This is a genomic window from Panacibacter ginsenosidivorans, assembly GCF_007971225.1.
In the GTDB taxonomy this organism is placed as follows: Bacteria; Bacteroidota; Bacteroidia; order Chitinophagales; family Chitinophagaceae; genus Panacibacter; species Panacibacter ginsenosidivorans.
Window position 1 is genome coordinate 3010341 of the sequence record NZ_CP042435.1, and the last position, 25313, is coordinate 3035653.

Genomic DNA, 25313 nt, shown 5'->3' on the forward strand with positions numbered 1-25313 from the left:
CAAAACCTTTAATAATGTTATTCTACTACTCATACTTTAGGCAAAAGATTTTTCTGCTGCAACAAGCCGTAATTTTGCGCCGAACAAAAAAAGTGATTGTATGGATCTTTCTTCATTGTACCGGCGTGCATTAGATTTTGAATTCCTTAGTGTGGAAGAAGGTGTTTTTCTTTTTCACCAGGCACCGTTGGCCGACCTTATGTTTGTAGCCAATGAACTTAGGAAAAAGCAGGTGCCGCATGGAAAAGTTACCTGGCAGATAGACCGTAATGTAAATACCACCAATGTGTGTATTGCCAATTGTAAATTCTGTAATTTTTATCGCATTCCCGGCCATGCAGAAGCATATATTACAGATATGGATACTTACCGTAAGAAGATAGAAGAAACATTTAAATACGGAGGAGATCAGCTTTTATTGCAGGGTGGGCATCATCCGCAACTGGGCTTGGATTTTTATACAAAAACTTTCCGCCAGATAAAACAGGAATATCCAATACTAAAGTTGCATGCCTTAGGGCCACCCGAAGTAGCACATATTTGCAAGCTGGAAAAAATGAGTCATCATGATGTGCTTGTAGCATTGAAAGAAGCAGGATTAGATTCACTGCCCGGCGCAGGTGCAGAGATATTAATTGATCGTGTAAGAAGGCTGATCAGCAAAGGAAAATGCGGGGCAGATGAATGGCTGGCCATTATGCACGAGGCACATAAACTAAATATCACAACAAGTGCTACGATGATGTTTGGTCATGTGGAAACAATAGAGGAAAGATTTATTCATCTTGCACGCATAAGAGAAATACAGGCAAAAAAGCCGGAACATGCAAAAGGCTTTCTAGCCTTTATTCCATGGACCTTCCAGGATGTAGATACATTACTGGCAAGAATAAGAGGCGTTCATAATCTTACATCACCGGATGAATATATTCGTATGATTGCGCTTAGTCGCATTATGCTGCCTAATGTAAAAAATATACAGGCGAGCTGGTTAACCGTAGGCAAGCAAACGGCATCAATTTGTTTGCATGCCGGCGCCAACGATTTTGGCAGCATCATGATAGAAGAAAATGTAGTAAGTGCTGCAGGTGCGCCACACAGGTTTACTTATAGGTCAATACAACAAGCCATTAAAGAGGCAGGCTTTGAACCGCAGTTGCGCAACCAGCAATATGAATGGAGGAAAATTCCTGAGACAATCGTAGAGCAGGTAGTGAATTATTAAATGAATTTTTATGCTCAGTTTATAGTAAAGCGTACAAGTGAGTGACACAACGAAGATGCCACAAGTACATTAGCCGGAACAAAAAAAATCGCATAATATAAACCTTTATTTTTGCGCATACCAAAATCAACATTATGAAATTACTCGAAGGTAAAGTTGCTATAATAACCGGCGCCGCACGTGGTATTGGTGCAGGCATTGCTGTAAAGTTTGCTGAGCATGGAGCTAACATTGCATTTACTTATGTAAGCGACAGCAGTGCAGAAAAAGCAGCAGCACTGGAAACACAATTGCAGGCGTTGGGTATAAAAGCAAAAGCATATAAAAGCAATGCGTCTGATTTTGCGCAATGCGAATCTTTGGTGAATGATGTATTGAAAGAATTTGGAGCAATTGATATCTGCATTAATAATGCTGGAATAAGCAAGGATAATTTATTGCTGCGTGTTTCTGAACAGGAGTGGGACAATGTTATGGATACAAATCTTAAAAGCGTTTATAACATGACCAAGCATGTGATGCGCCCTATGATGAAGGCAAAAAAAGGGTGCATTGTAAATATGAGTTCGATGATAGGGATGCGCGGTAACGCAGGGCAAAGCAGTTATGCTGCAAGTAAAGCAGGCATTATTGGTTTTACAAAATCTATTGCGCATGAACTGGGTAGCCGTAATATCCGCTGCAATGCAATTGCGCCCGGCTTTGTGGAAACAGATATGACACATTATTTAAAAGATGGCGCAGCAGGAGAAGATTTTTTGAAAAGAATCCCGCTTGGGCGTTTTGGTACTTCTGAAGAAATAGCCAATACCACACTATTTCTTGCGAGTGACATGGGATCTTATATTACCGGCCAAACACTTAGCGTTTGCGGAGGTCTGAATATTTAAAAGATGGGTAATTGGCCGCTTTTTTATTCGGGAAAGCCTTTTTGTTAAACATCATTTCATTGTTGTGGTTTAGCATATTATATTGTTTCTTTGCACCTGATGAAATTTAAAAAGATCATAGCACTTTTTTGTTTGTTGACATTGTCAACGCAAATGTTGCCTGTAAAGGCAATTGGTGCAGTTCTTTTTGGCAACCAGATAAACGAAGAAATTCCTCACTCACTGGATATAGGAAAAGATAATCCCTGTAAACTGCTGCTAAAAGATGATTATTTTTTAAACACTTTCGCTGAAAATGATTTTGTCTCTGGCAACATAAGTGAATATGTTCACTTTGCCAGCTTACTTCCGCATAATCATGCCGGTGAAATTCATACACCTCCTCCAAACATAGCTTAAGTACATTAATTATTTTTTGCTTGCTATTATTGATCATTTCAATAATGTGTTGTTTTATTCATGTACTTAAAGCATTTTATTCAATGAAAAATATGTTTAAAAATGCAGGTGCAGATCTTTCCGCATCTGTAGTTGTTTTCCTGGTGGCATTACCATTATGTCTAGGTATTGCATTGGGTTCCGGGGCTCCGTTATTTTCGGGAATTATTGCAGGAGTTGTTGGTGGAATTATAGTGGGGAGTTTAAGCGGCTCCCATTTAAGTGTTAGTGGTCCTGCGGCCGGCTTAACCGCAATTGTTGCAGCAGCAATTTTAAAGATGCCAGCCTATGAAACATTTCTATTAGCTGTTGTTTTAGCAGGGGTTATACAGATAATTCTTGGGTTTATAAAAGCAGGCGTTTTTGGCGATTATGTTCCTTCGAGTGTTATTAAAGGAATGCTTAGTGCAATAGGTATAATTCTTATTTTAAAACAATTGCCACACTTTCTGGGGTATGATGCAGATTTTCAGGGTGACTATGAGTTTGTGCAAAAAGATAGTAAGAATACATTTAGTGAGATCATAATGGCCGCACAGCGCATAACGCCAGTTGCATTAATAATAGGGGCTATTTCACTCGCAATACAAATTGTGTGGGACAAGGTGCTGGTAAAAAAGGGGAAATTCTTTCAATTGATTCCCGCGCCATTGGTGGTAGTGGTTGCTTCGATATTCATTTATCAATTCGCGGCAGGTAACGGAAATGTATTAAAGCCAGAGCAGATGGTAAACCTTCCTGTTGCTTCAAACGCAACAGAATTTTTTACATTCTTTACAATGCCCGACTGGAGTGGCTTTTCAAATCCTTTGGTATGGACTACGGCACTTACGCTTGCCATTGTGGCAAGCCTTGAGACACTATTAAATATTGAAGCTGCAGATAACCTGGATCCTTATCAAAGAGTAACACCAACAAACCGGGAACTAAAAGCACAAGGCATTGGAAACATTGTTTCAGGTTTACTTGGAGGGCTACCTGTAACCTCTGTTGTTGTAAGAACATCAGCGAATGTAAATGCAGGAGCAAAAACAAAAATGTCTGCAGTTGCACATGGTATACTGCTACTGTTAAGTGTAGCATTGATACCCGGATTATTAAAGATGATACCTCTTTCGGCACTTGCTGCAATACTTATTTATACCGGGTACAAGCTTGCCAAACCTTCCATTTTCAGATCTTTTTACCACAAAGGGTTTGACCAGTTTGTGCCTTTTGTAATTACAATACTTGCCATCATTTTCACAGATCTTCTTATTGGAATATTAATTGGCATTGTGGTTGGTTTATTCTTTGTGTTGCGCAGTAATTTTAAAACGGCACTCTTTGTTGTAAATGATAATAATAAATATTTGTTTCGCCTGCGCAAAGATGTTTCGTTTCTTAATAAACCTATTCTAAAGGCAAAACTGGAAGAAGTTCCTGCAAATGCATACGTGTTAATAGATCTTTCGAGAACAGATTTTTTAGACAAAGATGTAATAGAAGTCATCAACGATTTTCAACATCATGCACACCTTAAAAATATACGCGTGGAAATTAGAAAAAGTCTTTACAAAAAAGATCATCAGTTAATCGAAGAAAAATTACAATTGGTAACAGTGTAATTTTTTGTTCCCGGCCGTTGTAAACCTATTGAGCTGTTGTTGCGTCGCACACCTGTACGTTTTGTTCTTTAATGAGCAGTTTTTTGCAGAGAATTGTTCAACGGCACAAGTGTGCGACGCAAGGGGCGATGCCACAGGCATTGGAGCCAGGCTCAAAAAAAAATTCCTCAACATTTTTTCATTAATAACTTTACAAACTACAGTAAATAAAAAATTGACTACTATGGAATCATATCAAAAACTTTTACTTGAAAACAAGGCATGGGCGCACGAAAGAGTTGCAGATGATCCTGATTATTTTAATCGCCTTGCACATATACAAACGCCGGAATTTTTGTGGATCGGCTGTAGCGACAGCCGCGTGCCGGCAAACGAAATAACAGGCACACAACCGGGTGAAATTTTTGTACACCGTAACATTGCAAACATGGTGGTGAATACAGATTCTAATGTGCTAAGCGTGCTTGAATATGCAGTTAATCATCTTAAAGTAAAACATATTATTGTTTGCGGGCATTATGGTTGCGGCGGTATAAAAGCAGCGATGAGTAATCACGATTATAAGCAAGTACTGAATATGTGGCTGCGCAATATTAAAGACGTTTATCGGTTGCACAGAAAAGAATTAGATGCGATAGAAAATTTTGATGCGCGTGCAGACAGACTTTGCGAATTGAATGTGAGGGAGCAGGTGATGGATCTTGCCAAAACATCTATCGTACAGCGTGCATGGAAACATGAACAAAGACCGCATTTGCATGGGTGGGTCTATGGATTAAAAGATGGCATTATAAATCCTGTTTTTGAAATGGAAGCGGGTACGCATATAGATGACATATATGAATATGATGACCTATAAGAATGTTGTTTTTGGCAGGTAAGATTTGTTTAATATTTTTAACTCTCTTTGAAAATATTCTGAGATGGAAGATAAAAGCGCCAATGCGCTTGGCGGCGCATTGTATAAATTTTATACATTAATAAAAGCTGACCGGAAAGACTTTTACTCAATATATGCTTATGCTATTTTTAGCGGCCTCTTACAGCTTTCACTTCCTTTAGGCATACAAACCATTATTGGTTTTGTAATGGCAGGTGTATTATCTGCATCTATGATTGTTCTTATTGTTTTAGTTGTTACAGGCGTATTTTTTTCAGGTCTGCTGCAGGTAAAACAAATGCAGGTAATTGAAAAAATTGAACAAAAGCTATTTCTACGATATGCCTTTGAATTTACAGACAGGTTGCCCAGGATAGATATGCAAAGAGTGAACAGCTATTATTTACCTGAAATGGTAAATAAATTTTTCGATACAATGTCTCTGCAGAAAGGCATTTCAAAACTGTTGCTTGATATTCCTGCTGCATTTATTCAGCTTATATTTGGCCTTATCCTCTTATCATTTTATCATCCGGTTTTTATTGCATTTGGTGTTTCTCTTTTTTTACTGGTAATTCTTATTCTTAGGTTTTCCTCCGTTAAAGGTATGGAAACAAATATGCTGGCAAGTGATTACAAGTATAAAGTTGCGGGCTGGATTGAAGAAATTGCACGCACCATTAAAACATTTAAATATTCAAAAGGAACATCGATACACCTTAAACAAACAGACACACTTACTACAGGGTATCTCAATGCAAGAACAGAACATTTTAAAATACTGCAAAAACAATATTGGAGCCTCATTGCCTTTAAAGTACTTATTACAGCAGCCATGCTTATAGTAGGCGCACTTCTGCTGATAAATCAAAAGCTTAACATAGGGCAGTTTGTAGCAGCAGAACTGGTAATAATAATGGTGATTGCAGCGGTTGAAAAATTTATTATTAACCTCGATAAAGTGTACGATGTTTTAACTGCATTGGAAAAACTCGGCAAAGTAACCGGCAGCAAAACAGAATCTGAGGGTTCTTTAATACTACCGGATTTTAAAAGCGGCGTTGCTTTAAAATTTGATAATGTAAGTTTTGAATATTCAGCGATAAACCCCGTTTTACGCAACCTTTCATTTAAAGTAGAAGCCGGACAGCATATTGCTGTTATGGGAGATTCGGGCGCAGGTAAATCAACAATTCTTCGGTTACTTACGGGTGCATTTAAAAAATTTGATGGTAATATTTTAATAGATGAAATTCCTATTGGCAATTACAGCCTGCAGTCTTTGCGTGCTCACACAGGTATACTGCTAAGTATGCAGGACATTTTTAAAGGCTCGCTTCTTGAAAATATCACAATGGGCAACGAAGCGGTTTCACTACAAGAAATAACAACACTTGCAGAAATAACCGGTCTGTCTGAACTGACAGAGCAGCAAAAAGAAGGATATGATTTTATACTCGACCCGGCCGGGCAAGGACTTCCAAAAAAATTTATTCAGTCTATTTTAGTGATGCGTGCTCTGTTGGGTGAACACAGGTTGCTTTTATTAGAAGAACCGTGCCAGCATTTCAATAAAATAAATACACAAAAAATCCTCAGGTTTCTTAAGAATGATACAACTGCAACCATCGTAATTGCAACAACCGATGAAACAGTAGCCGCATCCTGCGATAAAGTATTACTGTTAAAAAATGGGATTATTTATGCACAAGGCCCGTGGCATGAAGTAAAAAATAAAATACTCTGATGTATGAACAGGTATCTTGAAAACAGCATTGAACAAATTGCTGAAAACAGCACATACAAATCATTTGAGCATATTTATAGGATACACAAAAAAAGTGCAATAAAAAAATGGGTTGCAGGTATTCTTATTGCATTGGGTATAATTCTTTTTTTACCGTGGACGCAAAATGTAAGAACAAAAGGAAATGTTACCACGCTTCGCCCCGAACAAAGAACACAAGAACTCAACAATATTATTGCCGGAAGTGTGGTAAAATGGTATGTAAAAGAGGGCGATCATGTAAATAAGGGCGATACCATTTTGCAACTTGGCGAAGTAAAGCCGGAGTATTTCGACCCGCAATTATTAAAACGTACACAGGAACAAATTGATGCAAAATCTATAAGTGCAGAAAACTATAAAAGCAAAGCAGGAACTGCCGTTACACAGATTACCGCATTAACACAGTCAAGAGATCTTAAACTTAGCCAGGTTGATATAAAACAAAAGCAACAGCTGTTGAAAGTGCAAAACGACAGCATAGATCTTATAACAGCAAACAATGAATTAAGTATTGCTAAGCGCCAGGCAGATGCAGCGCAGCAAATGCTCGACAGCGGCGTAATTGCGCTCACAGATTTTGAAAAAAGAAAAATAAGTTTTCAAAACGCCCTTGCAAAAAGAATTAGTACAGAAAATAAATTGCTGCAGTCAAAACAGGAATTAATAAATATTGCTTTGGAAAAAAATAATACCATTCAGGATTATACAGACAAAATATCCAAGGCACAAGGAGATCGTTTTGCCTCTTTGTCAAGTGCGGCATCTGCAGATGCAGATGTTACAAAACTGCAAAATGTATATGCAGGGTATGATGCACGTAACAAGCTTTATTATGTTTTGGCTCCGCAAAGCGGGCAAATTATTCAAATAAAAAAAGCAGGCATCGGTGAAATTGTAAAAGAAGGAGAACTGATTACGGAAATAGTCCCCGATCATTTTCAATATGCAGTTGAGATGTTTGTAAATCCAATGGATCTGCCGCTTATAGCTGCCGGACAGAAAGTACGTTTTGTTTTTGATGGTTTTCCCGCAATTGTTTTCCAGGGCTGGCCCGCTGCATCTTACGGAACATTTGGCGGTATTGTAACCGCAATTGAAAACAATACAAATAAAGACGGAAAATTTCGTGTACTGGTTACAGAAGACAGTACAGATAAAACTTGGCCGCCGCAATTGCGTATTGGCGGCGGAGCCAGTGGCATTGCATTGCTGAAAACCGTTTCGGTATGGTATGAGCTATGGAGAAACATCAATGGTTTTCCGCCGGAATATTATAAACCACAGCAAACAGAAACAATAAAGCAGTAATTTATGTACCCAGCCGTTGAATAAGTATAAAGCTTTCGTTGCGTCGCACTCTTGTACGTCTGGTCCGCGATTCGGCAAGACTAAAAGTCCCGAAGAAATTCAGATTTAGTTATAGTCTATTTGATTTGTATTATTCAGTACAAGAGTGCAATATAATCCAGCCTTAAAGAGAAAATGAGAAAAACAAATGCCTCCTACAAAAAATAAACACATTTCAGTAATGAAAAAATTTTTATTAAGTATTATTTATTGTTACGTGCATTGCATTTTAACTGCACAGGAAAAAAATGTTTTTACCGTAGATGACTTTGTGCAGCAGGTTAAACAATTTCATCCTGTTGCAAAACAGGCAAACCTTATTACAAAACAGGCAGTAGCAGCGGTTACGGCAGCCAGGGGAAATCTTGATCCTGCAATTATGTTTGATGCATCCCGAAAAACATTTGATGGGAAAAATTATTATTTCTACACCAACCCCGAATTGAAAATTCCTATATGGATCGGTGCAGATATAAAAGCCGGGCTTGAAAGTAATGGCGGTGCATATCTTAACCCCGAAGTAACGAGCGGCAATACAAGTTATATGGGTGTAGAAGTGCCGCTTGCAAAAGGATTGTTTATGGACAAAAGAAGGGCTGCCATACAACAGGCGAAAATATTTCAAAGCCAAAGCACACAGGAGCGGGCACAAATTTTAAATGACCTTTTATTTGATGCGTATACAACTTACTGGCAATGGGCAGGCTCATACACTTTGTATAATTTATACAACAGGTTTTTGCAAACAGCATCCCAAAGATTTAGGCTGGTAAAAATTGCTTTTATAAATGGCGACCGCTCTTCAATGGATACGCTTGAAGCATATACGCAACTGCAAAATTTTGAAATGTTACAGACAGATGCATTTATGAAACTTAATGACGCATACCTGGAGCTTTCTACTTTTCTGTGGCAGCAAAACGATAGTGCATACACATTGCCAGCAACATTTATTCCTGATACAGTTCGCTTCGGCGAACCATTACAATATCAGTCGCAGGAAGAGCTTGTAAACACTGCTTTTTTGCAAAACCCATTACTAAATATTTATAACTACAAGCTTGATGCATTGCAGGTAGAAAAGAAATTAAAATTTCAAAATCTCTTACCTGTAATAAATGCAAAAGTAAATATTTTAAACAGGGAATATAACGTACTTAAAGGATTAAACGCTGGATTTATAGAAAACAATTACAAGTGGGGAATAGATTTCAAATTGCCTTTGTTTCTGAGGCAAGGGCGTGGCGATTACCAAAAAGCTAAGCTTAAAATAGAAGAAGCAAATTATGCACTTTCAGTAAAGCGCCGCGAAACTGAAAATAAAATACGTTCTTACTATAATCAGTTTACACAGATGCAAAACCAATTAGCAATAATGCAAAGCGCTTTCAATAATTACAATATTTTATTAAAGCAGGAAGAGCTTCGCTTTCGTAATGGAGAGTCTTCGCTCTTTATTGTAAACAGCCGGGAAAATAAAATGATAGAGGCGGGGCAAAAATTAGTTGAGTTAAGAATCAAGTATCAGAAAACGTACTATGCGGTGCAATGGGCTGGTGGGTTGCTCCGATGATTCTTTGCAAAGCCTTTTAGATTTTTTAAATCACAAGATTTCTTTTCTTTATATAAGCATGCCACAATATAAACGCAGCAAGGGTTCTGTAAGGTTTCCAACCATTTGCAAGCAAAAGAATTTCTTCTTTGTCTGTCTGCATATCTAATCCTTTTACTTCTTTAACGCTTTTCATTAAAGCAATGTCTCCGGTAGGAAAACAATCGCAGCGATGCAATGCCATCATCATGAAAACATCAACGGTCCAGTCTCCAATTCCTTTTAATTTTTTCATTTCTGTTCTTAAAGACTCGTCATCCATTTCAATAAGTTTTTCTATCAACAATTCACCATTTACAATTGACAAGGCAAGATGTTTTGCATAAATAATTTTTTGTCTGCTGAAGTAACAAGCTTTCATTTCTTCATCTGATAACGATAAAACTTTTTCAGGAGTAATGTGTCCAATCTTTGCTTCAAGCTTTAATAAGGCTGCTTTTGCAGAAGCAAGGGAAACCTGTTGTTCCAGTATAATGTGAATGAGTGTGGCAAAAGAAGGGATGCGACTCCAGAATGGAGGATATCCATACTGCTTGATTACCGTTTTGAGGTCTTTATCTTTTTTAGCAAGTTTATCGCAAAGCGAAATAAAATTATCTTCGTTAAAACACTCCATATTTATTCGTTAACCCTGAAATGATTCAAAATGAAACAATTTTTATCGCTGCTGTTTTTAGTTATAACAGTATACTCTTATGCACAGCAAACATACAGCGTAACTATGAATGGCATTGGCCCTTTTAAACTCAATATGAAAAAAACTGATCTGGAAAAGATACTTGGTAAAGAAATAAAATTGAAAAATCTATTAAAAGAAGACTGGACTTATGATACCGTTTCTTATGATTACAACAACATTTCTTTCACGTTTGTATTTGACAGGCAATCGGCAGACGAGAAAAATTATGATATCATTCTCCGCGAAATAAAAAGCAATTCTACATTCTTGAAAACACCATCCGGCATTACGATTGGCGATGATAAGATAAAGATCATTAATACCTATGAAGCATATACTATCTGGATCGTTCCTGATTATGAAAATAATTACACTTCCAGAAGTAAAACACGTGCAACAATCTGGGTACAAAGTGACGATGGAGGCAACAACATACAGTTTCACACGAATATGAACAAAGTAGAATCAATAAGTGTTACCTGGAATGAAAACTACGACTAAGCAATTTTCTGTTTGCTTTTAAATTTCTCTATAAAGTCTTTGGAGAATTGGCTAAGAATAAGCCTGCCACTAATCGCAGCTCTTTCATGCAATAATTCGTCCCAGTGTTCTGTGCCTTTCCATAAAGCTTTTTTCAGTTCGTGCATTGCTTCAGGATTATAGTGAGAAAGCGAAGTAGATAATCTTGTTATGCTATCATCCATGCCTGAAATTTCTGCATGCAATTCTGCAAACAAACCTTTGCGTCTTGCCCAGTCTGCAGGTCTCCACAAACCCGCATCAATTGCTAACTGCGAAAATGCAGATGTACCCATCTTCCTTTCAACTGCCGGACCAACAACAAACGGTCCAATACCTAGTGCAAGTTCACTTAGTTTTATTTCCGCGCCTTCTGCAGCAATGGCATAATCCGCAGCGGCAGCAATACCTACGCCACCACCTACACATTTGCCATGCACACGTGCAATGATCAGCTTAGAACATTTACGCATAGCGTTAATAACATTTGCAAAGCCACTAAAAAATTTTACACCTTCTTCCTTTGTGGTAATCGCCGCAAGCTCATCAAAGGATGCGCCTGCACAAAATGCTTTATCCCCTGCAGAGCGCAGCACAATAACTTTGGTAACAGCATTCAAACCTTCACTATGAATATCGTGTGCAAGTGTTTCCAGTATTTTGCCTGGTAAAGAATTGCTTTGCGGATGAAAAAATTCAATAGTTGCTATTCCATGTTCGCGTTCAACTTTTACATATCCTTCTTTAAATTCCTGTATCATAGTGTAAGCATTAAAGTTTTGAAAGATAGTATTAAGTTAATCAAATTTTATATTAGCAAAGCGAAAGAAAATTGTAAACTTTTTTAAACCGGACATTTAAATAAGCATCAAGCTTTCGTTGCGTCGCACTCTTGTACGCTTTGTTCAATAATGATCTGAACGATGAAGTGAGTGACACAACAGGCGATGCTATAAAAATCAGAAGATGGGAAATAAAATTACTTTTCTTTTTTCTTCACCATTGTAAGAATTGTTGCAATGCCAATATGTTCATCATTGCTGTCAAACATTTCAACATACCATTTAACAATGCCTTTTGTAATATCATTTTCATCTTTTAATTCCTGCGCAATTTTTTCTTTGCATGTAAAGCGTACATATATGGTTGTGTCAGCATACACGGGTTTTGTAAAACGCAACTCATCAATGCCGTAATTCAACAATACCGGGCATTTTGCGCTGTTCTCTACAAACAAACCCGCAGCAGCACTCATGATAAGATAGCCATGCGCAACAGGTTTTTCAAACAATGTTCCTGCAAGTGAAGTATGATCTGTATGCGCATAAAAATGATCCCAGCTGAGATTGGCAAATGCTTTTATATCTGCATCAGTGATTGTTCTTTTTCCTGAAATAATTTGCTCACCAATTCTTACATCTTCAAAATATTTTCTGAAAGGATGAATGTTATCTGTTATGCCTTTTGCATTGGGTTGATAAACATTTGAGATAGCAGTAATAGTTGTTGGCGAACCTTGAATAGCTACACGTTGCATATAATGTTTTACGCCACGCACACCACCCATTTCTTCACCGCCCCCTGCCCTGCCGGGTCCGCCATGCACCAGCAATGGCAGCGGCGAGCCATGACCGGTACTTTCTTTTGCACAATCATTATTCAATACCAAAATTCTTCCATGATGTGATGCTGCACCTAATACATATTTTTTCGCAATGCTATCATTTGCTGTAACTATTGATGAACACAAAGAGCCTTTACCCATCTTTGAAAGATGAATGGCTTCATCTATTGAACTGTATGGCATTAGGGTAGAGACGGGGCCAAATGCTTCCACTTCATGCGATTCCGTTGTACGCAATGGATTTTCATTCAGTAATAATAGCGGACTTATAAAAGCACCTTTGTTTGCATCTGCGTCAATAACTTCAACACTATCCAATGAGCCATAAATAATTTGTGACGAAGCCAATAATTTTTGCACCTGAGCTTTTACTTCTTCTTTTTGACCTTGCCCGGCAAGCGAACCCATTTTTACTTTTTCATTCAATGGGTTGCCGATGGTTGTTTGTGCCAATGCTTTGCCCAATGCAATATGTACATCTTCCAGTTTGTTTGCAGGAACAAATATTCTACGGATAGCAGTACATTTTTGCCCCGCTTTCGTGGTCATTTCTTTGCGCACTTCTTTTATAAAAATATCCCACTCAGGCATTGAAGGCGTTACATCTTCTCCAAGCACAATGCAATTCAAAGAATCCGCTTCCATATTGAATGGAACATTTTCACGCATAATGTTTGTATTACTTTTCAACATTAATCCTGTTGATGCAGAGCCTGTGAAAGTTATTACATCCTGGGATGTTACATGATCCAGAAGATCACCTGCGGAACCACAGATTAATTGTAATGCCCCTTCAGGTAAAATATTTGATGCAATAATTTCTTTTACCACTGATTCGGTAAGAAAAGAAGTTACGGTTGCTGGTTTCACCACAGCAGGCATACCTGCCAATAAATTCACCGCAATTTTTTCCAGCATGCCCCACACCGGAAAATTAAAAGCATTGATATGAATAGCCACACCCTCTTTTGGTACAAGCAAATGATGCCCCATGAAAGTATTGTTTTTACTTAAGTTGTGACCTTCACCGTCCAAACAAAAACTTTCATCAGGGAATTTGCGGCGCAAAGAGGCGTTGGCAAAAAGATTTCCGATGCCGCCTTCAATATCAACCCAGCTATCTGCTTTAGTTGCACCGGTTTGATAACTGATGGTATAAAATTTTTCCAAATGATTGCGTAGATGTAAAGCGAGCAATTTAAGCATAGCGCCCCTTTGTTGAAAGGTCATGCCGCGCAAAACCGGTGAGCCAACATTTCTTCCATACTCAAGCACAGATTTAAAATCCAATCCCTTTGTAGAAGCGGCTGCTATTGTTTCTCCTGTTACTGCATTGTATAATGCTTGCCCATCACCATCTCCGTTAATCCATTTGCCTGTTACATAATTTCCCAGTTTTTGCATGGCTTTAAATTTTCGTCAGCAAAGCTAACAAATGGCAGGATTGGCCAGCTATAACTTTTTCGGTTGTATCTTGCGGCCGCAGTTTTACTGATTAATGCAGGGAAATTCTTCTGGTATCTTCACTATTTTAAGGTAAACCTGCTAAGACCTATAATGAAACATTTAGAAAATGCGTTTTACTAAAAATAATCCCAACTATGCCTGACCAAAAGCTTACCGCCGCTATTACTGCCATTGGTGGATATGTACCCGATTATCGTTTAACCAACCAGGAACTGGAGCAGCTCGTAGCTACCAGTAATGACTGGATCGTTACCCGTACCGGCATCAAAGAACGCCGCATTTTAAAAGACCCGGAAAAAGCAACCAGTGATCTTGCTATTGAAGCGATCAATGAAGTGTTGCGAAAGAAAAATCTTGATCCAAAAGAGATCGAATGTATCATATGCTGCACCATGACACCAGATATGCAGCTCACGGTAACTGCAGCTTATATTGCCTGGAAAATTGGTGCAGAGAACGCATGGGGGTACGATTTTACAGCAGCATGTTGCGGTTTTATCTTCGGACTTACTACTGCAGCCAGCTATATCGAAAGTGGCCGTTATAAAAAGATAATTGTTGTTGGTGTAGATAATATGAGTGCTTTTGTTGATTACCAGGATCGCAATACATGCATACTCTTTGGCGATGGTGGTGCAGCGGTATTGGTGGAACCCAATACAGAAGGGCTTGGCGTTATCGACAGCAAATTTGGAAGCAATGGTTATGGCCGCCAGTTGATGAACCAGAAAGCAGGCGGTTCTTTAAAACCTGCCACACATGAAACCGTAGAAGCACGTGAACATTTTGCTTATATGGATGGCAAAGCGGTATTTAAATATGCCGTAACCTGCATGAGCGAATCAATTACTACAGTTATGCATCGCAACAATCTAACTCCTGATGATATTGCATGGGTGGTGCCGCACCAGGCTAACCTGCGCATCATTGAAGCGGTTGCAAAAGAAGTAGGCATGCCTATGGAAAAGGTAATGCTGAACATTGAGAAATTTGGCAACACTATTGCCGGAACAATTCCTTTGTGTTTGTGGGAGTGGGAACCACGTTTAAAGAAAGGAGATAATATTATTCTTGTTTCTTTTGGCGGCGGCTTTACCTGGGGCGCCACGCTATTGAAATGGGCTTACGATCCTGCATAAATTTAAATTGAAACAAATAAAGCCGGTAATTTTTTGGTTACCGGCTTTTGTATTTTATGGCGTCGGTTGTTGTGTCACTCACTTGTACGTTTGGAATTTTTTTTGGCTTTTATTTTAGCGTATAAAGAATTTTTAATTCGTTTGTACAAGTAACTTTCACTATTACCAAAGCTCACTGCACGTAGCCGTGTTGCGTCAGAAAAACAAAAATTGGTGTAACGTTTGGTCTGTCATTTTTTGCATGACCTATTTTTCGTTATAACTTTTTCTGTCATTAAAAGCTTGCTCAAATTCTTGCTTAAAGGCTGTGTAACCGTCCCTTATGGGTACTTTTGGTTGCAGAATTAAAAACGGTACGCACAAGTGAGTGACACAACAGGCGATGACCAAAGTGATGCAGCTTGTAACAAAAAAATCAATCCACTTCAGATACTCCGCCTGATACCGCAAACTTCATTGCTTCTGCAGAACTGATGTGATCAAGTATTTTTATTTTTTCTTTGGGTACAAAATACATTACACCGGTAAGTGCATACGACAAAGGAATATAAACAACAGAGTATTCGGCCATCTGAAAGTTGGCAGCGCTTTCCTGCGTAATAAAACCAAGACGCCAGATATCGGCGCCATCAACATTTGCCAGTACGGGTTTATCAAACTTTCTTTTGTTGCCGGTAAACGCTTCAAGAAAATCTTTTACCGATTTATAAATAAATTTTATACCTGGGGTACGTTCCAGTAAACCATCCAGCAGATCAACCAGCCTGCTCATAACAAAGGAAGAAGATACCCGTCCTACGAATAATACAATAAGGATAGCAACGATGAAACCAAGACCGGGGATTCTTTTTAGTTCACCTTCTCCATCTGTGCCAAGCAGTTGCGGAAATAGTGAGTGGATGATATTGGGAAGTATATTATCGACAGTAGTAAACAGCCACCATACAGCGTAAATAGTTATGCCCAATGGTGCAATTATAATAAGCCCCTGGAAAAAATATTGCAGCAGTTTTTTCCAGTGGAAGGAATCTGATACGCGGTGTTTCCAGTCAGACATAAGCGGATAATTTAATGATAAAGTAAACGATTATTCGGCAGAGGTGTAGTTGTTTTTCCATTAATCAAATCATATAACCATTTATACAGCGGAATAAAAATAATTTCAAGGAAACTTGAATTACAAAAAAAGTTTCCATAGTTTTGCGGCCGCAATTATTAAGTGAATATGGAAATGAAAGAAAGAATACAACAAAAGGCAAAAGAACTCTTTATGCGTTATGGGTTCAGGTCTGTAACAATGGATGAGATTGCCGGTCAGCTTGGCATAAGCAAGAAGACTGTTTACCAGTTCTTTGAAGATAAAGACAGTCTGGTTGAAGCGGTAATGCAGAAAGAAATGAATTACATGCATGATGAATGCATGAAACAAATGCGGGAATCAGACAACGCTATTGATGAAATTTTCAAGGATATGGATTCTATGGAAAAAGTGATGGACAGTATGAATCCACAGATCATTTTCGACCTGGAAAAATTCTATCCAAAAACCTTTGAAAAATTTAAAAAGCATAAGCACACTTTTCTGCTTGATATTATAAAAAAGAACCTGCAGAGAGGTATACAGGAAGAACTGTACCGCAATGATTTTGATATTGATATTATTGCAAGATTCAGGCTCGAAAGCTCCTTTGTAGCATTTAGCCAGGAGACTTTTCCTTTTGGTAAATACAACCTGCTGCAGGTTTCCAACGAAATATATTTTCTTTATATGCATGGCATAGCTACGGCAAAGGGTAAAAAACTGATTGAGAAAAATATACAGCAAAGACAAAAAAATAAATCATTAGCAATATGAATTGGAGAAAGGGATTTATTATTGGCCTGTTTGTGCTTTCAGTTAAGACGCAGGCACAGGATCAAAAGCAAAACGACACCATACATACATTTTCTGTAAAGCAATGCGTTGATTTTGCTGCGAAAAATAATGTACAGGTAAAAAACGCCATCACAGATCTTAAAGAACAGGTGCAAACAAACAGGGGCATTACTTCTGCGGCATTACCAAATGTAGCAGCAAGCGGAAGCCTTACTGATTATTTAAAAATACCGACGAACCTATTGCCCGGTGAATTTTTCGGGCAGCCGGCGGGCACTTTTATTCCTGTGAAATTTGGTACACAGTATAACGCAAATGCAGCACTTACACTACAGCAGGTAGTTTTTGACGGACAGGTTTTTGTTGGCTTGCAGGCAAGAAAAACAGCGGTGGATTTTTACACAAAGAACATTGATGTAGTTCTTGAAAATGTGAAATCAAACATTTATAAGGTTTATTACCAGCTTGTAGCCAGCAACACACAGATTGCACAAATAGATGCAAACATAGAGCGTCTTACAAAACTGGAACACGATGCCAATGAACTTTTTAAAAATGGTTTTGCAGAAAAGATTGATGTAGACAAAGCAAGCGTACAATTGGCAAATCTGCAAACAGAAAAACAATCAGCACTTAACCAGATTGCAAACGGATACTTAGGATTGAAATTGTTAATGGGTATGTCTGTAAAAGATTCACTCGTACTCACCGATTCAATCTCTGATGAAAAAGTAAAAGAAGGGTTGCTAAATGAAGGCGTTTATGATTACAAGAGCAGGGTGGAATATCAATATGCAGAACTTGGTAAACGGTTAAATGAGTTTAATGTAAAAAGATATAAACTAAGTGCTTTACCTACATTAAGATTGAATGGCGATTACAGTAAAAACGCACAACGTACCAGGTTCGATGTTTTTGGCAAGGGAGATTGGTTTACCACAGCTTATGTTGGATTGAACCTAAACCTCTCTTTGTTTGATGGTTTTGCAAGAAAATCTAATCTTGAAAAGGCAAAGCTTGATGTACAGAAATCCAATGATCAGATAGATTTTCTTAAACTCTCTATTGATAAAGAAGTAGAAGAAGCTACCAACAATTTCAGGAATGCTGTGAATACGCTGGATTTCCAGAAAAAAAATATTGAGCTAGCTGAAAAAGTATATGAGCAATCAAAGAAAAAATATGAAATAGGCACAGGCAGTACAACAGAAATAACGAATGCCCAGACGGACCTTCGCATTGCTCAAAACAATTACATCAACGCCTTGTACACGGCAATTATAGCCAAAGTAGATTATTTAAAAGCAACGGGTAAACTCTAATTGTAAAATGAATTTTAAAGACAACTATATGCAAAAGATCGTAAACATTGTTTTATTTGGTTCTGCACTTTTTCTCGCATCATGCGGTGCAAAAAGTGATGCAACGAATAACGGTGGTCTTGCAGCTAAAAAAGCGCAACTGGAAGAACTGAAAAAACAACAACAGAAAATAGGAGATGATATTACCAGACTTGAGGCAGATATTGCGAAACTCGATCCATCTTCTGCAAAGACAGAGAAAACAAAACTTGTCGCAATAGACTCTGTTGAAACAGGAACATTCACACACTATATAGATCTGCAGGGCACAGTAACATCTGACAATATTTCTTATGTTTCTCCACGCGGACAAGGCGGTTTGGTAAAACAGATTTTCGTGAAGCAGGGAGATCATGTAAGTAAAGGACAGCAGTTATTAAAGCTGGATGATGCTGTATATCTCAAAAATCTTCAGCAGGCGCAAACACAATTGTCTTATGCACAAGATCTCTATCGCCGCCAAAAAAACCTGTGGGATCAACAGATAGGAACAGAGTTGCAGTTGATACAAGCCAAACAAAATGTAGATCAGTTAAACGACCAGATTGCTACCATAAAAGAACAATGGAGCATGACCAATATTTATGCAGATGTATCAGGTATTGCAGAGCAGGTAAATGTACGTGTAGGAGAATTCTTTACTGGTTATGTTGGTCAAACGCCACAGATAGCAATTGTAAACAATGAGCATTTAAAAGTACGTGTGCAGGTTCCTGAAAATTATGCAGATCGTGTAAACACCGGAACGAACATGATCGTTTCATTGCCTGATGCCAATAAGACTTATAATACAGCTGCATCGGTTTCAGGAAAGATCATTGATCCCAACAGCCGCTCATTCTATGTTGACGCGAAACTACCGTCAGACAAGGATCTCAGGCCAAATCAGGTTGCACTCGTTAAGTTGCAGGATTATGTTGCAACCAACGCTATCACTATCCCTGTTAATACTTTACAAACAGATGAAAAAGGAAAATTTGTATTGGTTGCTGTAAACGAAAACGGCAAATGGATAGCAAAGAAAAAACCAATTGAGATCGGTCAGTTGTATGGCAGTTTTATAGAAATAAAAAGTGGGTTGGAAAAAGGTGATAAAATAATTACCGATGGTTACCAGGGTTTATTTGACGGACAACCAATAACAATAGAAGCGAAATAAATTTTATGAACCCTGCAGCAGAATATCTATGATGCTTCTGTTGCGTCGCACTCTTGTACAGCATAACAGCCGTCGACTGATGACGGTCGACTGTTGATAGTTGTTCCGAACATACAAGAGAGTGACACAACCGGCGATGACCAAAGAACAGAAAGATGACACCAAAATATTTCAAAAGCATTTTATGAGCGCATTAGAAAATTTTACGGATAAGTTTAAACAGTTTAAGCCCACTACGTGGAGTATAAAAAATAAAACTTCTATATACCTGCTAATGCTTATTGTGAGCATTATAGGTGTTTACCAGTTTATATCATTGCCGAAAGAACAATATCCTGATGTAGTGCAGCCGCAGATCTATGTACAAACCATTTATGTTGGTAACTCTCCTAAAGACATAGAGAATCTTGTAACGAGGCCCATTGAAAAACAGATCAAAAGTATCAGCGGCGCAAAGATTAATAAGGTTACAAGTACATCGCAACAGGATTTTTCTGTGATAATAGTTGAATTTAGTACCGATGTAAAAACAGATGTGGCATTACAGAAAGTAAAAGATGCGGTAGATAAATCTAAACAGGATCTGCCCACAGATCTTACACAGCAACCAACTGCACTGGAGATCAGTACTTCTGATTTCCCGATCATGTATGTAAATGTGAGCGGGAATTTTGACCTGATGCAATTGAAAAAATATGCTGATGATGTAAAAGACAGTTTGGAAAATATTTCGCAGATCAATCGTGTTGATGAAATAGGTGCACCTGAAAGAGAGTTCCAGATAAACGTTGACAGGCCACGCATGCAGGCTGCTGGTGTTACTTATGATGATATTGCCAATGCTGTAGCAAGAGAGAATGTAGATATATCAGGAGGTTTGCTGCAGGTAGGGAATATGAAACGCAACCTGCAATTGAAAGGTCAATTTAAAACTTCTTTCGATATAGAGCAGGTTGTTATAAATAATATAAGAAGTTCCCCAATTTATTTACGGGATATTGCTACCATAAAAGATACCATAAAGCAAAGCGAAAGTTATGCGCGGCTGAATGGCAATTCTGTTATTACGCTTAGCATTTTAAAAAGGCCCGGAGAAAACTTAATTGAAACATCAGACCAGGTAAAGCAGGTAGTAGAGCGTATGAAGGCATCTCAGTTGCCGCCCAAGCTTGATGTTATTGTTACCAGCGATCTGAGTAATGCTACACGCACTTCTTTGAATGACCTGGTTAATTCAATCGTTATCGGGTTTATACTTGTATTGGTGATACTGATGTTTTTTATGGGCGTGGTAAATGCATTCTTTGTAGCATTGAGTGTGCCGCTGAGTGTGTTTGTTGCATTTATGTTTATGCCCGCAGCAGATTATATAGTGGGTACGCATGTAACACTAAACTTCATGGTGTTGTTTGCATTACTGTTTGCATTGGGTATAATAGTAGATGATGCCATTGTGGTAATTGAAAATACGCATAGGATCTTTGTTCAAGGGAAAGGGCTGTTACGATCTGACAAAGCAGCAATGATGGCTGCCGGGGAGGTATTTGTTCCGGTACTGGCAGGAACCGTTACCACACTTGCGCCATTTTTTCCTCTTCTATTCTGGCCGGGATTGATCGGTAAGTTCATGATATATATTCCAACGATCCTCATTTTTACACTTGTGGCATCGCTGATCGTAGCGTTTATTATGAATCCGGTTTTTGCAGTTGACTTTATGAATCATGAAGAACATGATGGAAAATCGAAAACAGCCATATTCAAAAAACCAGGATTATGGATAGCTGTTGTATTGGCTTTTATTCTTGATATAGCTGGTCAGACTTTTTGGGGCAATCTATTGTTTACGCTTGTGATCTTATCGCTTTTCAATCGATTTGTGTTAGCAGGTGCGATCCATAGTTTTCAGAAAAAAGCATTGCCATGGATCATGGGTCATTACGAATCGTTGCTTCGCTGGGCCTTGAAAGGATGGAGGCCTGTATATTTATTGATAAGCGTATTTGGGTTACTCATATTTTCTGTGATACTTTTCGCAATAGTAAGCCCACCTGTGGGACTTTTTCCAAAAGCTGACCCCAACCAGATCTATGTTTATTTAAAACTGCCTGTAGGTACTGATGTAGATTATACAGATTCTGTTACACATACCATTGAAGCAAAAGTAAACAGGGTGCTGGGTATTGACAAAGCGCACAACAAAACAAACCCAATTGTTGAAAGTGTTATCAGCAATGTGGCAAAGGGCGCAGGCGATCCTTTTAACGGAGACCAGAGTGTCCATCCTGAATGGGGTCGCGTACAGGTTTCCTTTTTAGAATTTTCCAAGCGTAATGGATTAAGTTCAAGACCTTATCTTGATTCTATACGCAATGCTATAAAAGGAATTCCCGGTGCAGAAATTTCTGTTGCCCAGGAACAAGGCGGCCCACCGGAAGAACCACCTGTTAACGTAGAAATCTCCAGTGATGATTTTGATGTGCTTACTAAAACAGCTGCAAGCTTTAAATATTATCTTGATTCATTACAGATTCCCGGCATAGAGGAATTAAAAATGGATGTTGATCTCAGTAATCCTGAAATAACACTTACTGTTGACAGGGAGCGTTGTATGCGTGAAGGTCTGAGCAGTGCACAGGTTGGTACAGAAATAAGAACGGCTTTATTTGGTAAAGAAGTTTCCAAAATAAAAGATGGCAAAGACGAATATAAAATTCAATTGCGCAATAATGAGTTGCAACGTAGAGATCTTACTGATCTTTTAAATATGTCCATTACCTTCCGCGATTTTGCAACAGGCTCGGTTAAAAATGTTCCCATTGCATCGTTGGTAAATTTCGACTATACCAATACACTTGGCAGTGTTAAGCGCAAAAATTACAAACGTGTAATTACTGTGCGTTCTAACCTGCTTACTGAATATCAGAGCAAACAGAGTGAAATAAACACGCAAATCGCAGCGGCTATACAGCAGTATGGCGCACAGAAGCCTGATAATGTTAGTATACAACAAACAGGCGCCAACGAACAGATACAGGAAACATTCAGCTTTCTTGAAAAGGCAATGGTAGCAGCCATGTTGATCATATTGTTAGTATTGGTTATTCAGTTTAACTCTGTAAGTAAATCAATAATTATTCTTACAGAAATATTATTCAGCATTATTGGTGTTATTCTGGGCTTCTCACTTACAGGTATGGAATTAAGTGCTGTAATGACGGGTATTGGCATTGTTGGTCTTGCAGGTATCGTGGTAAAGAATGGAATTCTTGTAATTGAATTTACAGATGAGTTACGTGCAAGAGGCATGAAGACAAGAGAAGCGGCTATAGAAGCAGGTAAAACACGTATCATTCCTGTGTTGCTTACAGCACTTGCAGCAATACTTGCATTGATACCATTGGGCATTGGGTTCAATATAAATTTTATAACACTATTTTCAGAATTGAACCCGCATATTTTCTTTGGTGGAGATAGCGCAGCATTCTGGAAACCGCTTTCATGGACAATCATCTTTGGCCTTGCATTCGCATTTTTTATGACGTTGTTCATGGTGCCCAGTATGTATATAATTGTAGAACGTTTGCGCAGACCAATGCGCCGCATGTATGGCGGTAAATGGGTAAGCTTTATGGGCATACCGCCACTAACATTACTATTTATACCAATGGTAATTGTTACTTCACTTTATCACAGGATTGAAAGGAAAAGACGTGCAAGAAAATTGAAGGATAATAAAAATGTAAATGAAGCATTTATTGGAAGTTGGTTTTAAAACAAAATAGTTTTTTTACAACAAAGCCGTTCATGTTTTAAATGAACGGCTTTTTCTTTTGTTACAAGCTGCATTTTTTCATAGCATCGCCTGTTGTGTCACTCACTTCAACTTTTGAAATATTACTGAGCAAATTATAGGCAACGTATATTCTTTGTCTGGCAACTATATATTTTACTCATGTTGTCTGCAGTTATAATTTCTCTACAATTTTATAAATATTAGCTTTTAGTTTTTGTTTTAAAGTAATTGTCATTATATAATGCACTATTAGTTCTGATTTCGAATTCAGCGAATCCTTGCTGTATAACTTTATCTTGTATTGTTTATTTATAGAGTCAGGCATGACTAAGTAATAAAAGTATTTCTCATTGTTTTTGACCTGCGAAATAAATACGCTATCAGCGTATTGTCTTATTTGATTTATTGTATCAAATTGTGAATAGAAATTTGTCTTCCATTCCTTACCAAATCTTTTTTCCAAAATTTTGTAAGCCGAATCATTTGCCTTTTGAACACTGTCCATTGTTGTTTTTGTCACAACGCAACCAATTGGAGAGTATTTAAATCCATAACTTTTAGCGAGAAAGTTCATTTGAGTTATTGCTTCTAAATCTGGAATCCCTGTCGTGAAGATTTTCAGAGATGTATCATCTAGGGCGCTAAATGTTATTAGCTGTTGTCTATTGGTGCCACATGAAAGTAAATAAAAGGCAAGAAGAAATAAACCTGATTTAAGCATAAAAGCTTTTTCTATTAGATGCGGCGATTTTGAATTTCCACAATAATCGCAGCCAACTTACTTCTTTACGCTATATACTTAACTACATGCTCACGCCATTATCTTCACAACCATTTCTTTCATCAGGTCAGCATCTTCCGTACCGCTGTCGTTAATACCGATACTTTTTAAATTGTATTGATGCAGCAAAAGCAATATTTTTTCTACACCATCATAGCCGTAATTATTCATAGAAAGTTGTGCCGCTTTTACAGCAAAATTATTTCTGAATATTCCAAACAGCGCCTGTTCATTTTTATTTTCCATGCCATAGATAGAATATATTTTACTGAAATAACTATATAATGTTGGCAGTAATAATTGTATGGGAGCTGCTTTAGGGTTAGCAGCGAAGTATTGAATGATGCGTATAGCTTTTGCAAGATTCTTTTGCGCAATCGCATCCTGCAGTTCAAATACATTGAATTCTTTGCTGATGCCAATATATTTTTCAATGTCTTCTTCTGTAATACTTTTCCTGGCGCCAAGATTTACAGAAAGCTTTTCTACTTCGTTTTGTAAGCGGTTAAGATCATTACCAATATGATCTACCAATAATGCTAATGCTCTTGGGTTAATGGTTAAACCATGCGATGCGATCATTTGTCCCGTCCATTCAGGAAGCTGATTATCGTATAACTTTTTGGTAGTAACGACTTCGCCCTTTTCTTTAATGAGCTTCGCAAATTTGGTACGTGCATCTAATTTTTTGTCTTTATAGCCTACTACAAAAATGGTAGAGACCAAAGGCCTGCTCACATAATTTTCCAACTTTTCAATATCTTTCATCTGTTGCGCTTCTTTCAGCAATACCACTTGTTTTTCGGCAAACATGGGGTAACGCATGCAGGCATTTACGACAGATGCCCAGTCAGCATCGCGTCCATAAAAAACAGTAAGATTAAAGCCTGCTTCGCTTTCATTGAGAATATGGTGTTCCGCATAATTAATTACCATATCTATGTAATAAGGCTCTTCGCCTTCCAGCCAGTAAAGCGATTTGAAATTTTTCTTTTTCCACTCTGAGATGATCTTTTCTGCGGACATGCTGCAAATATAACTACCCACCTACATGCGAACAATAAATGAAAGAACGATCTCATTCTTAAAAATGATGTAAATACTTTGCGTTGAGGATTAAGACA

Annotated in this window: 20 protein-coding genes; 14 read left to right on the plus strand and 6 right to left on the minus strand. The window is 38.1% G+C overall.

All coding sequences use genetic code 11. The features are described from left to right. The first annotated feature begins 100 nt into the window (after window positions 1–100). From mqnC to FRZ67_RS12740, 8 genes are all read left to right on the plus strand, one after another. Window positions 101–1225, plus strand: coding sequence for a cyclic dehypoxanthinyl futalosine synthase (gene mqnC / locus FRZ67_RS12705; RefSeq protein ID WP_147189924.1), 1125 nt, complete (start codon window positions 101–103; stop codon window positions 1223–1225). 134 nt (window positions 1226–1359) lie between these two features. After that, window positions 1360–2115 carry a 3-oxoacyl-[acyl-carrier-protein] reductase gene (gene fabG, locus FRZ67_RS12710; RefSeq protein ID WP_147189925.1) on the plus strand — a complete coding sequence of 252 codons (756 nt, stop codon included), beginning with the start codon at window positions 1360–1362 and terminating at the stop codon, window positions 2113–2115. A 99-nt stretch (window positions 2116–2214) separates the two neighbouring features. After that, on the plus strand, window positions 2215–2514 hold the full coding sequence (locus FRZ67_RS12715) for a hypothetical protein (RefSeq protein ID WP_147189926.1): 300 nt from the start codon (window positions 2215–2217) through the stop codon (window positions 2512–2514). Between the two features lie 83 nt (window positions 2515–2597). After that, entirely contained in the window at window positions 2598–4160 is a 1563-nt protein-coding gene (locus FRZ67_RS12720; RefSeq protein WP_147189927.1) for a SulP family inorganic anion transporter, read from the plus strand. A 223-nt stretch (window positions 4161–4383) separates the two neighbouring features. Continuing rightward, the gene (locus FRZ67_RS12725; protein WP_147189928.1) at window positions 4384–5019 is read left to right on the plus strand and encodes a carbonic anhydrase; all 636 of its coding nucleotides are present in this window, start codon (window positions 4384–4386) and stop codon (window positions 5017–5019) included. Window positions 5020–5083: 64 nt separating this feature from the next. Continuing rightward, a complete protein-coding gene (locus FRZ67_RS12730; protein ID WP_147189929.1) occupies window positions 5084–6787 on the plus strand; it encodes a peptidase domain-containing ABC transporter in 1704 nt (567 codons plus the stop codon). A 3-nt stretch (window positions 6788–6790) separates the two neighbouring features. Continuing rightward, window positions 6791–8137: an HlyD family secretion protein gene (locus tag FRZ67_RS12735; protein WP_147189930.1), complete on the plus strand. Its 1347-nt coding sequence runs from the start codon at window positions 6791–6793 to the stop codon at window positions 8135–8137. Window positions 8138–8357: 220 nt separating this feature from the next. Then, entirely contained in the window at window positions 8358–9749 is a 1392-nt protein-coding gene (locus FRZ67_RS12740; protein WP_158638365.1) for a TolC family protein, read from the plus strand. Between the two features lie 25 nt (window positions 9750–9774). On the opposite strand, the gene FRZ67_RS12745 is transcribed toward FRZ67_RS12740, so the two are convergent. After that, on the minus strand, window positions 9775–10404 hold the full coding sequence (locus tag FRZ67_RS12745; RefSeq protein WP_147189932.1) for a DNA-3-methyladenine glycosylase family protein: 630 nt from the start codon (window positions 10402–10404) through the stop codon (window positions 9775–9777). Window positions 10405–10434: 30 nt separating this feature from the next. On the opposite strand from FRZ67_RS12745, the gene FRZ67_RS12750 reads away from it, so the two are divergent. Next, a complete protein-coding gene (locus FRZ67_RS12750; protein WP_147189933.1) occupies window positions 10435–10968 on the plus strand; it encodes a hypothetical protein in 534 nt (177 codons plus the stop codon). On the opposite strand, the gene FRZ67_RS12755 is transcribed toward FRZ67_RS12750, so the two are convergent. After that, window positions 10965–11747 (minus strand): enoyl-CoA hydratase/isomerase family protein, encoded by a 783-nt coding sequence (locus tag FRZ67_RS12755; RefSeq protein WP_147189934.1) that lies wholly within the window; start codon window positions 11745–11747, stop codon window positions 10965–10967. The genes FRZ67_RS12750 and FRZ67_RS12755 overlap by 4 nt on opposite strands. 218 nt (window positions 11748–11965) lie before the next feature. After that, window positions 11966–14014 carry a phenylacetic acid degradation bifunctional protein PaaZ gene (gene paaZ, locus FRZ67_RS12760; protein ID WP_147189935.1) on the minus strand — a complete coding sequence of 683 codons (2049 nt, stop codon included), beginning with the start codon at window positions 14012–14014 and terminating at the stop codon, window positions 11966–11968. Window positions 14015–14211: 197 nt separating this feature from the next. Between paaZ and FRZ67_RS12765 the strand changes: the two genes are divergently transcribed. Beyond that, window positions 14212–15216: a beta-ketoacyl-ACP synthase III gene (locus tag FRZ67_RS12765; protein WP_147189936.1), complete on the plus strand. Its 1005-nt coding sequence runs from the start codon at window positions 14212–14214 to the stop codon at window positions 15214–15216. Between the two features lie 415 nt (window positions 15217–15631). Here the strand turns inward: FRZ67_RS12765 and FRZ67_RS12770 are convergent, their stop codons facing one another. Then, window positions 15632–16273, minus strand: a complete 642-nt coding sequence (locus FRZ67_RS12770; RefSeq protein ID WP_147189937.1) for a DUF502 domain-containing protein — start codon at window positions 16271–16273, stop codon at window positions 15632–15634. A gap of 168 nt (window positions 16274–16441) precedes the next feature. On the opposite strand from FRZ67_RS12770, the gene FRZ67_RS12775 reads away from it, so the two are divergent. The 4 genes from FRZ67_RS12775 (at window position 16442) to FRZ67_RS12790 (ending at window position 23387) form a co-directional block, all read left to right on the plus strand. Then, entirely contained in the window at window positions 16442–17071 is a 630-nt protein-coding gene (locus tag FRZ67_RS12775) for a TetR/AcrR family transcriptional regulator (RefSeq protein ID WP_147189938.1), read from the plus strand. After that, window positions 17068–18414, plus strand: coding sequence for a TolC family protein (locus FRZ67_RS12780; protein WP_147189939.1), 1347 nt, complete (start codon window positions 17068–17070; stop codon window positions 18412–18414). Before FRZ67_RS12775 ends, FRZ67_RS12780 begins: the two co-directional genes overlap by 4 nt. Window positions 18415–18421: 7 nt before the next feature. Beyond that, window positions 18422–19612 carry an efflux RND transporter periplasmic adaptor subunit gene (locus FRZ67_RS12785; RefSeq protein WP_225975331.1) on the plus strand — a complete coding sequence of 397 codons (1191 nt, stop codon included), beginning with the start codon at window positions 18422–18424 and terminating at the stop codon, window positions 19610–19612. Between the two features lie 184 nt (window positions 19613–19796). Beyond that, window positions 19797–23387 (plus strand): efflux RND transporter permease subunit, encoded by a 3591-nt coding sequence (locus FRZ67_RS12790; protein WP_147189941.1) that lies wholly within the window; start codon window positions 19797–19799, stop codon window positions 23385–23387. A 193-nt stretch (window positions 23388–23580) separates the two neighbouring features. Here the strand turns inward: FRZ67_RS12790 and FRZ67_RS12795 are convergent, their stop codons facing one another. Both FRZ67_RS12795 and holA read right to left on the minus strand, forming a co-directional pair. Next, a complete protein-coding gene (locus FRZ67_RS12795; RefSeq protein ID WP_147189942.1) occupies window positions 23581–24129 on the minus strand; it encodes an FEKKY domain-containing protein in 549 nt (182 codons plus the stop codon). A gap of 90 nt (window positions 24130–24219) precedes the next feature. Beyond that, on the minus strand, window positions 24220–25215 hold the full coding sequence (gene holA, locus FRZ67_RS12800) for a DNA polymerase III subunit delta (protein ID WP_147189943.1): 996 nt from the start codon (window positions 25213–25215) through the stop codon (window positions 24220–24222). Window positions 25216–25313 lie beyond the last annotated feature (98 nt).

What these genes read in the sequence shown, in the direction of transcription:
- mqnC (WP_147189924.1), top strand. Translation starts at nt 101, where the DNA reads ATGGATCTTTCTTCATTGTACCGGCGTGCATTAGATTTTGAATTCCTT.
- fabG (WP_147189925.1), top strand. Translation starts at nt 1,360, where the DNA reads ATGAAATTACTCGAAGGTAAAGTTGCTATAATAACCGGCGCCGCACGT.
- FRZ67_RS12715 (WP_147189926.1), top strand. Translation starts at nt 2,215, where the DNA reads ATGAAATTTAAAAAGATCATAGCACTTTTTTGTTTGTTGACATTGTCA.
- FRZ67_RS12720 (WP_147189927.1), top strand. Translation starts at nt 2,598, where the DNA reads ATGAAAAATATGTTTAAAAATGCAGGTGCAGATCTTTCCGCATCTGTA.
- FRZ67_RS12725 (WP_147189928.1), top strand. Translation starts at nt 4,384, where the DNA reads ATGGAATCATATCAAAAACTTTTACTTGAAAACAAGGCATGGGCGCAC.
- FRZ67_RS12730 (WP_147189929.1), top strand. Translation starts at nt 5,084, where the DNA reads ATGGAAGATAAAAGCGCCAATGCGCTTGGCGGCGCATTGTATAAATTT.
- FRZ67_RS12735 (WP_147189930.1), top strand. Translation starts at nt 6,791, where the DNA reads ATGAACAGGTATCTTGAAAACAGCATTGAACAAATTGCTGAAAACAGC.
- FRZ67_RS12740 (WP_158638365.1), top strand. Translation starts at nt 8,358, where the DNA reads ATGAAAAAATTTTTATTAAGTATTATTTATTGTTACGTGCATTGCATT.
- FRZ67_RS12745 (WP_147189932.1), bottom strand. Translation starts at nt 10,404, where the DNA reads ATGGAGTGTTTTAACGAAGATAATTTTATTTCGCTTTGCGATAAACTT.
- FRZ67_RS12750 (WP_147189933.1), top strand. Translation starts at nt 10,435, where the DNA reads ATGAAACAATTTTTATCGCTGCTGTTTTTAGTTATAACAGTATACTCT.
- FRZ67_RS12755 (WP_147189934.1), bottom strand. Translation starts at nt 11,747, where the DNA reads ATGATACAGGAATTTAAAGAAGGATATGTAAAAGTTGAACGCGAACAT.
- paaZ (WP_147189935.1), bottom strand. Translation starts at nt 14,014, where the DNA reads ATGCAAAAACTGGGAAATTATGTAACAGGCAAATGGATTAACGGAGAT.
- FRZ67_RS12765 (WP_147189936.1), top strand. Translation starts at nt 14,212, where the DNA reads ATGCCTGACCAAAAGCTTACCGCCGCTATTACTGCCATTGGTGGATAT.
- FRZ67_RS12770 (WP_147189937.1), bottom strand. Translation starts at nt 16,273, where the DNA reads ATGTCTGACTGGAAACACCGCGTATCAGATTCCTTCCACTGGAAAAAA.
- FRZ67_RS12775 (WP_147189938.1), top strand. Translation starts at nt 16,442, where the DNA reads ATGGAAATGAAAGAAAGAATACAACAAAAGGCAAAAGAACTCTTTATG.
- FRZ67_RS12780 (WP_147189939.1), top strand. Translation starts at nt 17,068, where the DNA reads ATGAATTGGAGAAAGGGATTTATTATTGGCCTGTTTGTGCTTTCAGTT.
- FRZ67_RS12785 (WP_225975331.1), top strand. Translation starts at nt 18,422, where the DNA reads ATGAATTTTAAAGACAACTATATGCAAAAGATCGTAAACATTGTTTTA.
- FRZ67_RS12790 (WP_147189941.1), top strand. Translation starts at nt 19,797, where the DNA reads ATGAGCGCATTAGAAAATTTTACGGATAAGTTTAAACAGTTTAAGCCC.
- FRZ67_RS12795 (WP_147189942.1), bottom strand. Translation starts at nt 24,129, where the DNA reads ATGCTTAAATCAGGTTTATTTCTTCTTGCCTTTTATTTACTTTCATGT.
- holA (WP_147189943.1), bottom strand. Translation starts at nt 25,215, where the DNA reads ATGTCCGCAGAAAAGATCATCTCAGAGTGGAAAAAGAAAAATTTCAAA.